Genomic DNA, 13,234 nt, shown 5'->3' on the forward strand with positions numbered 1-13,234 from the left:
CCGCGATTAAGGCGCTATGTGCACTCCCCAATAGACGAGTCTCCATAATCAAAATGATCGCTACCATGTTTGTATAATGCAATGGTGGACATGCGCCTAAGGCATACAATAAGATCCTTTGAAACCCAAGATCAGGTGCCTTTAACTCACATGACGCCCATTAACCCCCTTGCCGAACTCGCTCAGCCCCAGCGTGATCGCTTAGCCTTCATTGAGCTTCGAGTGCGTTTCGTTGGTGAGATTCGTCGGCAGGATTTAGTAGAGCGTTTTGCCATTCAGTCTGCTGCCGCGACCCGGGATCTTGCGCTGTACAGGGAGCTGGCTCCTGGAAACATCGATTATGACCCCAAGGGCAAGAGCTATGTCCTAGGAGTGGATTATCGTTCGCTGTTCGATTACCCAGCCGAAAGAGTCATGTCATGGCTGACACAGGCCTTCGGTGATGGCGAGCCGCTGCAGCTCAAAACCTGGGTGCCCAGTGAGATTCCTTTCCGTCTGACGAACCCTGATTTGGATGTGCTGGCGAGTGTTACGCGCGCCATTCATCAAGGCTGCCCCCTGGCTATCGAGTACCACTCTATTTCCAGCGGTAAGTCCAAATGCGAGATTGTGCCTTTCGCCTTGATCGATACAGGGCTGCGTTGGCATGTACGAGCCTTTGATCGCAAAAACCAAGAGTTTCGTGACTTTGTAATCACGCGAATCAAACGCCCGCGCTTGCTCAAAGAGGAGTCGCCGGCATCCCATGAGCTGAGCAATCAAGATATCCAGTGGACTCGCATTGTTGAGTTGGAGTTGGTGCCGCACCCGAATCAGCCGCACCCGGAAATTACCGAGATGGATTACGGCATGCATGGAGGCGTATTGCGAATGAAACTGCGTGCTGCAACGGTGGGCTATGTGTTGCACAAATGGAGCGTGGACTGTACCCCGAATCATAGCCTGCGAGGGCCAGAACACCGTCTTTGGCTAAAGGACTCATTGGCGATATATGGCGTTAAAAACGCTGTGCTAGCGCCAGGATATTCGGAGCCAGAGCGTACGGTCGGAGCGAAGAAATGATTTCTGCCTACCACGCCAAGTACTACGCGCACGAGTTAACGAGACGCCATGCTGCCGATGGCGTTGACCGACTGTCTCAGTCCCTATTCGACGCCAGTGTTGATCTGAACCCTCATCAGATCGAGGCCGCGCTTTTTGCTTTACGCAATCCCTTGCAGCAAGGAGTCTTGCTTGCTGATGAAGTTGGTTTGGGAAAAACCATCGAAGCGGCACTGGTTGTCTGTCAGTTATGGGCTGAGCGCAGCCGCAGGTTACTGATTATTGCTCCGGCCAGCCTGCGCAAACAGTGGGCGCAAGAGCTGTCAGAGAAGTTTGCCGTGCCTTGCACTGTGCTGGATGCCGTGGCACTCAAGAAGCAGTCATTCGGCAGCGCACTTGAGACTTTGCAGCATCTTGCTGGTAAATCAGTTCTGATCATGTCCTACCAGTTTGCTGCTCGTCTTGAGGCTGAACTGCGTGCCATTCCCTGGCATGTAGTGGTTCTCGACGAAGCTCACAAGCTTCGCAATGCTCATCGTCAGAGCAACCGAACCGGACAGGCCTTGCGCCGAGCGTTGGAAGGGCGCAAGAAATTGTTGTTAACGGCCACGCCGATGCAGAACTCGCTGATGGAGTTGTATGGGCTGTCTACCCTCATCGATGAGCATCTATTCGGCGATGAAAAGGCCTTTCGCAAGCAGTATCTGAATAACCCTGCTGGGCTGGAGGAGCTGCGGGGGCGGCTTGCTGGCTTCACTCAACGCACTTTGCGTAAGGATGTGTTGGAGTACATCCAGTACACCGAGCGCAAGGCTGTAACCCAGCCATTCAGCCCCACTGATGACGAGCACGCGCTTTACGACCAGGTGTCTGATTTTCTGCTACGCGAACATTCTTTTGCGTTGCCCAAAAGTCAGCGCCATCTCACAGGTTTGATTCTACGCAAATTGCTCGCTTCCAGCACTCCGGCCATTGTTGCTACGCTGATTACCGTCCGAGCTCGACTGGAACAAATGCTGGTAGACGAAGCCTCGGCAGAGCAGATCAACCTGCTGGAGCAATGGGTAGAAGAGGACGACCTTGAAACCGACTATCTCGAAGAAGAAGAGCCTGAGTCGGATGAACGGCTGCCCTCACAGCCGGTTGTGCAAAGCCCAGAGCATAAAAAACAGTTTATCCAGGCAGAGATAGATGAGCTGACGGCCATCATTGAGCTCGCACATGGGCTGCGTACTGATACCAAAGCTCAGTCCCTGCTCACTGCTTTGCAACTAGGCTTTGCCAGCATGGCTGAGCTAGGGGCCTCGCGTAAGGCCATCATATTCACCGAATCAAAACGTACTCAGGAGTACTTGCATCAGTTTCTGTCTGCAAGCGGTTATGACGGCAAGTTGGTGCTGTTCAGTGGCACGAACAACCATTCCGACTCCACCCTTGTCTACCAGCAATGGCTGACTGAACATAAAGGCACTGATCGGATAACCGGATCACCCCAAGTAGACCGCCGCACTGCGCTGATTGATCACTTTCGCAAGATCGATGGCAGCGGTGCGGAAATCATGATCGCCACAGAGGCTGCTGCTGAAGGTGTGAACCTTCAGTTTTGCGCCTTGCTAATTAACTACGATCTCCCATGGAATCCACAGCGGGTCGAGCAGCGCATAGGTCGCTGCCACCGCTACGGTCAGAAATTCGATGTGGTAGTTATTAACTTCCTCAATACCCGAAATCAGGCAGATCAGCGCGTATTGGAGTTGCTGACTGAAAAATTCAGCCTGTTTTCTGGTGTGTTCGGTGCCAGTGATGAGGTGCTAGGCAGCATCGAAGGTGGCCTGGACTTCGAGAAACGCATACAGAAAATCTACGATACCTGTCGCCAGCCAGATCAGATAGAAGCTGCCTTTAATGCGTTGCAGACAGAGCTAGAAGAAGCGATCAATGATCGCATAAAGGACACCCAGTCCCAGCTGCTGGAGAACTTCGATGAGGATGTTCACGACCGCCTCAAGCTACGACTGGACGAAGCTGAAGCCCGGCTCGACAGACTAGGGCGCTGGTTCTGGGGGGTGACCCGCTATGCCTTGTGTGAGCGGGCACGCTTTGATGATCAAGCGTATGCCTTTTCGCTGACCAGCCCGCCAGATGTTGAGGCTCTGCAAATTATGCCTGGCCGCTATCAGCTCATCCGCGGTGCTGCTCAACCCGATATATTGGCGCACGCCTACCGACTCAGCCATCCGCTGGGCGAGTGGAGTATTGCCACAAGTCTCAACGCTTCTACTCCGATCGCCCTTCTTAAGCTCGATTACGCCAAGCACGGCACACGCATCTCAGTCATTGAAAAGCTCCTCGGCAAGTCCGGCTGGCTTACTTTGGTGCGACTTGAAGTTACAGCCTTTGAGACAACCGAGGCACTGCTGTTCTCAGGTCAGACTGACGATGGTGAACTGCTTGATCAGGAGGTCTGCGAAAAACTGCTGACCATTCCTGCAGCTGGTAAGCCCGTCGCTATTGATGATGCAGCACCCAATGCCCTGGCGGCGAACAGTCAGCGTTTGGCGCAGGCCACCATTGCCAGCGTGCTGGAAGCCAACCAGCGGCTGTTCAATGAAGAGCGTGACAAGCTGGAGCGTTGGGCAGATGACAAGCTCGTCGCTGCTGAGGAAGCGCTTAAGAATACCAAGGCCAGCATTGCCCAACTAAAGCGCGATGCCCGCAAAGCCGCGACGCTGCAAGAGCAGGAGGCCACCCAGCGTGAGCTGTCTGAGTTGGAGCGTAAACAGCGCCGTCAGCGCCAGGAAATTTTTGCCGTTGAAGACGAAATCATCGAGAAGCGCGATGCGCTGATTGAGACTCTGCAGCAACGGCTGCAAGAAAAAACCGATACCCATTCGCTGTTCACCCTGCGCTGGCAGGTGGTGTGAACCGAGCACTGGAAACGAACGAATTAAGGCCCGAATGATGAACACAGCCGTGACCGCGAAACAGAACGTTAAATTCCAGCAACTCGTGACTAAGCTGCGCGAGATATTTCAGATCGATCGACCAGATCTCGACTTTGGCATCTATCGCATCCTCAGTGCCCGCGCCGATGAGATTAACGATTACCTGGAGAACCGGCTGACAGAGAAAGTGCAGGCCGCTCTCGCGGTAGGTAATGCCGCCAACACCCAGCAGCTGCAAACTGAATTACAGGAGGCGGAAAAGAATTCCCAAGCACTGGGTGTCAGCCCTGATGGCGTGCCCAAAGTACAGGAATTGCGCAGCAAGCTAAAAGCAGCCACTACCGGCTATGGCGAACATGAAAACGCCGTGTTTTCGCACCTGCTCACGTTCTTCTCGCGTTATTACGACAACGGCGACTTCATCAGTCAGCGCCGCTACAAGGGCGACACCTACGCAATTCCCTATGCCGGTGAAGAGGTGATGTTGCATTGGGCCAATAAGGACCAGTACTACACCAAGAGCGGCGAGAGCTTCGCTAACTACAGCTTCAAGCTGCCTAGCGATGACGGCCGATCAGGCCGCACGGTGCATTTCAGGTTAGTGTCGGCAGATACGGCGAAAGACAACCGTAAGGACAATGATAAGGAGCGTCGCTTTGCCCTCCTTGAGCACAAAATCGTTACTCGCATCGATGAGCAGGGTGACGAGTATGATGAAGAACTCCTGCCCATCGAGGAAGTAGATGGCGCGAGCGGTAAAGAGCTGATCGTGCGCTTTGAATACAAGGTCGTAGCTAAAGGTGCCAAGCAAGACGCACTGGTTCAAAAGGCTGTCGAAACTGTACTGAATGACGCGGCCGTCAAGGCTCGCTGGCTGGATTTGGGTAGCCGAGCCCCTACCGAGAGCAATCCTCAGCGCACCCTGCTGGAAAAACAGCTGAGCGACTACACCACAAAGAACACCGCTGACTATTTTATCCACAAGGATCTGGGTGGTTTTTTGCGTCGGGAGCTGGACTTCTATATCAAGAAAGAAGTCATGCACCTAGATGACTTACAGAATGCCGGTGCCTTTGCCGACATCGAGAAGTCGCTGCGCATGATCCAGTGTCTGCGCGCCATTGCGATAGAGCTGATCGCATTCCTGGCCCAATTGGAAGACTTCCAGAAGAAGCTGTGGCTGAAGAAAAAGTTTGTCGTATCCAGCCACTACTGCATCACTCTAGACCGAGTACCGGAAGAATTCTATACGGGAATTTTGGCAAATGAGAGGCAGTGGGGCCGTTGGACGCAGCTAGGGATTTGTGACGCCAATGCAGCCCGCACAAGTGAAAATTTGAAGGCTTGGCCATATCGGATGGTGGACACAAGCTTATTTGAGATCGAGTTCACGCAGAAGTTGCTGGCAGCCATCGATGACATCGACGCCAGTCTGGGCGGAGTAGTTATTCACAGCGATAACTTCCAAGCGCTGAACTTAGTCAAAGAGCGTTACAGGGCGAGCATAGACTTTACGTATATTGACCCCCCGTACAACACCGTTCACTCGAAGATCGCCTACAAAAACCAGTTTGAGCATTCTAGCTGGCTAGCACTGATTTCGAACACCCTCCCGTTCACCCGGAAACTGTTTGGTGATTCGTACTCATTCGGGTTCGCTATCGACGATTATGAATATAACAACGCATTTACGTGCCTGCGCGATCATTTCTCAGGTTGCGATGTTTCGACTATCGTCATCAATCACCATCCGCAAGGTTCAGGCGGCCGACTCTCTCGGACGCACGAGTACTACATCGTCGCTTCTCCAACCAATGGGCCTCAGTACCTTGGTTTCCCCAAGGAGGACGAGACGGAGGATCGTAGTTTCATGCGTAGCGGGACCGCTGATAACAATTACCGTGCTCCGCGTGGTGGGGGTGTCGGTCGTTGGCGCAGTTTTTATGCTCTGCTTGTCGATCCTACTAGCCGTACAGTTGTAGGTACCGAACCACCGCCTCCGCTCGACTCCGAATATCCAACCGGTCTCACACCTGAGGGTTTTGAGAGAATCTACCCGATCAACTCTAGTGGGGAGGAGCGAGTCTGGCGCTCGTCCTATGAGACGGGCAAGCGGCGCGTGGAAAATGGTGAGATCGTTCTGACCGATCGCGGAGCTGTAAAGCAGATGATCGACCACGAGGGCAAGCGAGAAACACTATTTAGCAACTGGGTTGGCACTGATTACAACGCTGGAACCAATGGTACTACCGTCTTGGATAACTTAGGACTTGGTGGTGTGTTTGACTATCCGAAATCTGTCAAAACGCTTGAGCAAGCATTCTGGATGCAGTCGTTTGGAAAGAGTAACTTTACTGTACTCGACTACTTTGCCGGATCAGGAACGACTGCTCACGCTACCCTGTCTTTGAATCGAAAGGATGGCGCGAAGCGAAATTATCTTCTTGTTGAGCAAGGGGAGTATTTTGAGACCGTATTAAAACCAAGGCTTCAGAAGGTTGTTTTCTCCTCTGACTGGGCAGGTGGGAGACCCACTGCGCCGGAAACAGGTCTCTCCCACTGCTTCAAAGTTATCAAACTCGAAAGCTACGAAGACACGCTGAATAATCTGCAACTGCGCCGTGATGCCAAGCAGGGTGAAACACTGTCCCTGTTGAATCAGCAGACCAAAGACGACTATCTACTGAATTACATGCTGGATGTAGAGAGCCGCGACTCGCTGCTTTCCGTGCAGGATTTCAATAAACCTTTCGACTACACACTGAACGTGGCGGTCGATTCTGCGGGCGCGTTTGAGCCGCGCAATATTGACCTAGTCGAAACATTTAACTATCTGATTGGGCTACGCGTCCGGCATATCGATGCTCAACCAGAGCGTGGGTTTGTGACCGTCACTGGTGCGCTGCCTAGCGGAGAGAGCTGCCTGGTGCTGTGGCGTGACTGCGAGACACTGAATTACGAAGGCGTGAGTAAGCTCTGCGACCGGCTTGCCATTAACCCGGCAGATAACGAGTTTGACGTGGTTTACATCAACGGTGACCACAACATCCCGACCGTACTGACGCAAACCGCAGAGGAAGGCGGTGCCACCCGCGTGCTCAAGCTTCGTCAGATTGAGCCTGAATTTCTGCAGCGTATGTTCTCTGTGGAGGACATCTGATGGCGCGTCCCCGCAAGGCTATCGCAACTGCCGGCGCCAAAGCTGTCGGAAAAAAGCGCAGCTTTCACCAGGAGTTGGTGCTCAATCGCTGGATGATGGGTTTTTTCAAAGGCGGTAACTTGGGAGCATTGAAGCTGCGCCTAGGTGATGACCGACATGAAGGTGTCGACGAGGACGGCCAAACCAAATTCTTCCACGAGCTGACTCGCAATCTGTTCGAAGTAGATCGGGTATCTGAAGCTGACTTACGACGCTATGACCTGAGCATTGTTGACCACTGGCAAACCATCACCGTTCAGCGGAATAAGCTGGAAGGCCATGAGCTGCAGATGAAGTACTTTCAGTACCTGTCTCTGTTGTTCACCGAGATTTATCTGGACTGGTATTTCAACAAGCTTCAGGCCCTGCTGGATGGTCTAAATGAGGAGATGTTGCGCTACCGTTCCGAAGCCGGTGCGGAGCAATTGAATGCCTTTGAGGCAGACGATCTGAACAAGATCGCCTTCTGGAACGCCACAGGCAGTGGTAAGACGCTACTACTGCACGTCAACATCAGGCAGTACCTGCACTATTTCCAAGCAGGTCAGCATGACAGCTACCCGAGCAAGATCATTCTGCTCACGCCCAATGAGGGCTTGTCGCGTCAGCACTTGGAAGAGCTGCATCTGTCGGGTTTTGGTTTTGCTCAGTTCTTCAACAAGGCGCAGAACCCAGCGCGCGGAACCATCGAGATCATCGACATCAACAAGCTTGGTGATGAGATGGGGGACAAGGTTGTAGCGGTGGATGCCTTCGAAGGCAACAACCTGGTGTTGGTGGACGAAGGCCATTCCGGCACAGGTAAGGCCGGTGGTGCCTGGATGAGCCGGCGTGATGCACTGGTGCGCGGCGGCTTTGCCTTCGAGTACTCGGCTACTTTCGGCCAGGCTGTAGCCAAAGGAATGACCGTGGCTGCGGCGGAGGAAGACATCCGGAAAAAGAAATCCAAGATGCTATTCGAGACAGTCAGTCTGAAGAAGCTGGATGACATCCAGCTGGCGCAGCTTGCTCTGAGCAACGATGAAAAACGCCTAGCGCGTATCTCCGCAACCCGTGAGATCTACGCCAAGTGCATCTTGTTCGATTACTCCTACAAGTTTTTCTACGAAGACGGCTACGGCAAAGAGTCGTTGATCCTGAACATGAACGGCGAGGCCTACGAGCAGGAGGAGTACGCCCGCAAATACTTCACTGCCTGCCTATTGGCTTTCTATCAGCAGCTTTGGCTTTGGAGCACTCATCGCGACAAGCTGACCGACTTCAACATCGAAAAGCCACTTTGGGTGTTCGTGGGCAACAGGGTGTCTGGTGAGGAGTCGGATATCCTGGAAGTGGTCAATTTCCTAGCCTACTTTCTGAACAATGATGCGCAGATCAGAGTATGGCTCGGCGACCTAATTGCGGACAAAGCTCAGATTCTTGATGCGAAGGGCAACAATATCTTCAAGGGGCGTTTCAGTCCTCTTATGAGCTTCGTTGGTAAGCCGGAAGATCTGTATGCCGACATCCTGTATCGAGTGTTCAATGCGCCGGCTAAGCAGCGGCTGAAGCTGGTCAATATCAAGAGCAGCAAAGGTGAGCTGGCATTGCGTGTGGGTGATGCTGAGCCTTTCGGCCTGATCAATATTGGTGACGATGCGGGCTTTTTTGGCCTGGCAGAGAATGTCGATGATTTCGATAGTGAACGTGACGATTTCGGTGGCGCTCTTTTCGGTACTCTGAATAACAGAGATAGTCGGCTCAACATGCTGGTCGGCTCGCGCAAGTTTACTGAGGGATGGAGCAGCTGGCGTGTCTCTACCATGGGCTTACTCAACATGGGGCAAGGCGAAGGCTCGCAGATCATCCAGTTGTTCGGGCGCGGCGTGCGCCTCAAGGGCAAGGGCTTTTCGCTAAAACGGAGTTTGCCAAATGAGCGGCCAAAAGGCTTGCATCTGGACAAGCTGGAGACGCTGAATATTTTCGGGGTGCGTGCCAGCTATATGGCCACCTTCAAGGATTATTTGCGCGAAGAGGGCATCACACCCAGTGACGAAATCCTGCATCTGGATTTTGAAACCAGGCCGAACCTGCCTGCCTGCACGCTCAAGACGTTGACCTTAAAAGATGGCTACAAGGACAACCAGAAGCTGGGGTTTAAACGTACGCACTTCCCGCTGTTGTACGAAATTCCCGAAACGTTCAAGGACAAGATCAAAAACCCTCATGTGGTACTTGATCTATATCCACGAGTCGAAGCGCTGTCCACGCAGGATAAGGCCGTGGTGGCTACGGTTGAAGCACGCCATAAGGGCAAGCTGAACGGAGCGCTGTTCACGCTATTCGACTGGGATCGCATCTATCTAGCCTTGCAGGATTACAAGCTGCAACGTAGTTGGAGCAACCTACGGCTGGATCACCAGAAACTGATCGATTTCTGCGCGAGCTCATCTGACTGGTACACGCTTTACGTTCCGGCGGCGGAGTTGTCGCTGGGGGGGTTCAACGACATTCGTAAGCAGGAGGACATCCTCATTCGTCTGCTGACGGATTACACCGACCGTTTCTACAAAGCGTTGAAAACCGGCTACGAGGGACAGTTTTACGATGTAATCCGTATGGAAGAAGATCACGGGTCGATGCTGAAGCTCTATCAGTTCGAGATCGAAAACACAGATGACGGTCTGGAGTATCAGAAACGGCTAGAAGTGCTGAAGAAATTGGTAGCTGACGGCAAGATCGGTGAGGCCAGTAAGTGGAATGCGCCTCACATGGTCGCCATAAGCTTTGATCGCCATCTGTACTATCCGCTGTTATCACTGGAAGACAAAGACGCGGTTCCTTTGAAGATGCGCCCTCTGGCTTTTGATGCGCCAAGTGAATGGGATTTTGTTCGGGATCTGGAGGAGTTTTATAGCTCCCCAAAGGGCCAAGCTGCCATCGGAGGGCGCAGTCTTTATTTGCTGCGCAATGCCGATAGTCAAGCGAAAGGTCTAGGTTTCGCGCTGGCTGGTAACTTCTATCCAGATTTCCTGCTGTGGCTTGTTGATGATGCCACGGGCGAGCAATGGCTGAGCTTTGTGGATCCTAAAGGTCTGCGAAACCTGAATCTATCTGACCCCAAGCTTGGGCTTTACACGGAAGTGAAGAATCTAGAAGCGACACTTGCTGCTCAGGCTAAGCCTGGTGAGCCTTCCTTGGTCTTGAATGCTTTCATTCTGTCACCAACGAAGTTTGCTGATCTGCTCAATGTCGCCGAGGCAACGAAGAAGGCTGACCTGGAAGATCGTCATGTACTGTTTATGGAGGACGGACGCGACAGCTATCTGAGCAATATGTTTGCACGGATAGTTTGAAATGACTGATGGCTCACTGGCTTTCAGGAATTAAAGCCAGTGAGCTGGGATGTCAATCGCATGGTTTTTCGCAACCGTATTCAGCGTAGCGACAATTTCGGCGTGCCGGATCTGCTCGGCAGCCTGCCAACTGGCACGGCGATCCAAAAGGCTTTTCAGCTCGCTCAGGTTGTACATGCCCAGGCGATGGAAGTTGCCCCAACTCGGAATGCCGAACAGGTTATAGATAACAACAGTGGCATCACGCTCGCTTGCCAGACGCTTCTCGCCTGTTAGCTTTTCCGCAGCCTCCTCAGCTTCGTCGCGGTCGTCGTAGGTGTTGAGCAGTTTCATAGGTTTTCGGGTGCTAGCTTAAGGGGCCGTAGATTCTGCCTGACTGGCAAAAAAAAAACAGCCACAGGATCTGGTGCGAATCAGTGGCTTACCGGCCACTGACTCGGGTAGGCCCATTTATCTGGTTAACCTTCGTTGTAGCCAGCTTAAGATCCAGCATGCCAGCACTACCGTGATCAATAGTGTCGGGAAACGTAGCATCAGCACAATGCTCACGACCAGCGCCCCGCCTGCCGCCAGTGCGCCAATAACACAAACAGACAGAGCAGGAACCGTAATAAATTCTTCTCCGCTCTCCAAAATCCTGGCGAAACCAGGTTGGCGATAGGTCAGTGGGTTTGGGTGGCAAGCACTTCCAATTTGCCGGCCAGTGAGCTGTGGGTGGGTTGCGGTGGCTCGATTTGGGTATTGATGGGTTCCCTAGTCGAGGTGGAAAAGAACTCTTCCATTGCCAGGCAGCTTTCGTCCTCGCGGTCCTCGAATGCGCCGTTGCCAAAGCCACGTCGCGCCGCCTCATCCAGTGCGATCTGATCGAAGCCAGCCGCTTGCCGTTGTGTATCCTGTTCATTGGCAATTAGTAACGCCTCGCCTATGTCCATGCCGCCGCGTACGGTCAAGTCGACGTAGAATATCGGCGTGCCATGACTCTGGTGGGTCGACTTGCCACGCAGGCGTAGCTCCAACGGCAGGCAGGCCAGTCGATTTCCAGAAATAGCCTGGAAGTAATGCAAGCGTGCGGCCAGAGTGCGGATGCTGTTGAAACCGGTGGTGCGGAACAGGAAACTGCCCAGCGGATCGTCATCACCGATAAGCACATTCAGCCGGCCATAAGGTTTGCAGGCGCCACCCTTGGCCAGTGGGCAGGCATCCGGCGACGGGCATGGCAAGGATTGCATCCCGTCTTGGGTGAGCCGCTTGCATGTATCGCCATTGCCCACGCACAGCGGTCGTCCGGACTGTCGATCAAACAACGTGTAGTCAGCGCGAAAGTCCAGATCCGGTTCGTTGAACAGCAGGCGTATCGGGATGCTGCGCAGTTTATCGTCCTTGTTGTTACGCAGCTCATCATTGAGCGGGTGCAACAGCCAGCCGTCCTTGCCTTGTACCTGTGATGTGATGGTGAACTGGTCATCCTTTTCCGGCAGGCGTTTGCCGTTTTTCTCGATGACCTTACCAATAGAAATCCGTCCGAGAACCGGCGGGGTAATTGCCAGACCTTTGAGCATGGTGGTTCTCCCGTAAACGAAAAAAGGCCAGCCACGCAGCGCTAACTGCATGGACTAGCCAATTAGAGGAAATGGTTGAGTGGGGTTGGATTAGCCGACCAGGAAACGGCGGCTGCCTTCCTTGAGTTTGGTGTAGCGAACCTGCAGGTACGGTTTGTCCTTCAGCATGCGTTCAACATCGAGCACGTTGCTGTCCTTGGACTTTTTCCAGCTGATAAAGCCGTGGCTGAACTCCGCGCGGGTGGCACCGCCCATGGCTTGTTGCAGCATCTGCTTGAGCTGGGCTTCGCGGGTTTCCTTCTCGCTGATGGATTGGCGCACCGCCTTGAGTTCCAAATAGGCCGCTGCCAAACCAGCACGGCCACTGAAGTCGGCGGTCTGGCCGTTGTCTTCTGGATAGAGCGCGCGTAGTGCCATTTCAGCCGAGGCTGAGCCATCAGCAGGCGGTGGCGTGTCGGTCTCGACGTAGTGCCAAAACTTGCGTTCCAGCTCGACCAGGCAAGCAATCATCTGCTCGTCCCGTTCGATACGGTGGATCTCCACCGTCTGACCGCCCAGCAGCACGGCCACGTCCGCAGCCTGCTTGCCGGTGACAGCGAGCTGGTGCATCACCTGCAGTTGCACATACTCGGGCACGCCTTCTTTCCAGAAGCGTGCGCCGTTTATGCCGGCTGTCTTGCATTCGAGGATCTGCACATCGTCAGCACCAATGACCTCGCGGTCGATGTTGGCCAGCATCCAGGGCAGCTCAGGATCAGGGTGCTGCAGCACAGCGTTGATGCGTCGGACCTTGTTCTTCGTGCGTTTGCTGTAATGCCAAGCTACGACTGGTTCCAGCACATTGCCCCAGTACATCGGGCTTTCTTCATCATGTGGGTCGGCTTTTGGCAGAGTGGTATCGCGACCGGTTTTCTCCATCCATAGTTCGAGCTGCGATTTATAGGGGTTTAGGCCAACGGCCGCGCCAGCATCAGAACTGCCAATGCCCTGCTTGCGCACCGCCAACCAATCTTCACGCGGTAGTTCCTTGGTACTGATCAAGCGCAGCGCTGGGCGTGGCTTGCTGGTGCTGCTCAACGGAGTTGCTGTCAAAGCGTTCACCTTGCGGAAATAGAAACGCCCGATCAGCGGCTAGGCTGATCGGGCGTTATGGAG

General features: G+C 53.6%; 7 protein-coding genes. 4 read left to right on the forward strand and 3 right to left on the reverse strand.

The window, feature by feature from the left end:
• Positions 1-150 precede the first annotated feature (150 nt).
• From AC788_RS00225 to AC788_RS00240, 4 genes are read left to right on the forward strand one after another with little or no spacing between them, the layout of a single operon-like run.
• Positions 151-1,062 (forward strand): WYL domain-containing protein, encoded by a 912-nt coding sequence (locus AC788_RS00225; RefSeq protein WP_049858700.1) that lies wholly within the window; start codon positions 151-153, stop codon positions 1,060-1,062.
• Positions 1,059-3,965 carry an SNF2-related protein gene (locus tag AC788_RS00230; protein ID WP_049858642.1) on the forward strand — a complete coding sequence of 969 codons (2,907 nt, stop codon included), beginning with the start codon at positions 1,059-1,061 and terminating at the stop codon, positions 3,963-3,965. Before AC788_RS00225 ends, AC788_RS00230 begins: the two co-directional genes overlap by 4 nt.
• A gap of 37 nt (positions 3,966-4,002) precedes the next feature.
• A complete protein-coding gene (locus AC788_RS00235) occupies positions 4,003-7,146 on the forward strand; it encodes a site-specific DNA-methyltransferase (protein ID WP_201777925.1) in 3,144 nt (1,047 codons plus the stop codon).
• Positions 7,146-10,520 carry a DEAD/DEAH box helicase family protein gene (locus AC788_RS00240; RefSeq protein WP_049858643.1) on the forward strand — a complete coding sequence of 1,125 codons (3,375 nt, stop codon included), beginning with the start codon at positions 7,146-7,148 and terminating at the stop codon, positions 10,518-10,520. The genes AC788_RS00235 and AC788_RS00240 overlap by 1 nt, the downstream gene beginning before the upstream one ends.
• Positions 10,521-10,550: 30 nt before the next feature.
• On the opposite strand, the gene AC788_RS00245 is transcribed toward AC788_RS00240, so the two are convergent.
• The 3 genes from AC788_RS00245 to AC788_RS00255 form a co-directional block, all read right to left on the reverse strand.
• A complete protein-coding gene (locus AC788_RS00245; protein ID WP_049858644.1) occupies positions 10,551-10,853 on the reverse strand; it encodes a hypothetical protein in 303 nt (100 codons plus the stop codon).
• Positions 10,854-11,182: 329 nt separating this feature from the next.
• Entirely contained in the window at positions 11,183-12,079 is an 897-nt protein-coding gene (locus AC788_RS00250) for a recombination directionality factor (protein WP_049858645.1), read from the reverse strand.
• Between the two features lie 90 nt (positions 12,080-12,169).
• Entirely contained in the window at positions 12,170-13,171 is a 1,002-nt protein-coding gene (locus AC788_RS00255; RefSeq protein ID WP_049858646.1) for a YqaJ viral recombinase family nuclease, read from the reverse strand.
• Positions 13,172-13,234 lie beyond the last annotated feature (63 nt).

It is taken from the genome of Pseudomonas sp. RIT-PI-a (genome assembly GCF_001187875.1).
Lineage (GTDB): Bacteria > Pseudomonadota > Gammaproteobacteria > Pseudomonadales > Pseudomonadaceae > Aquipseudomonas > Aquipseudomonas coleopterorum.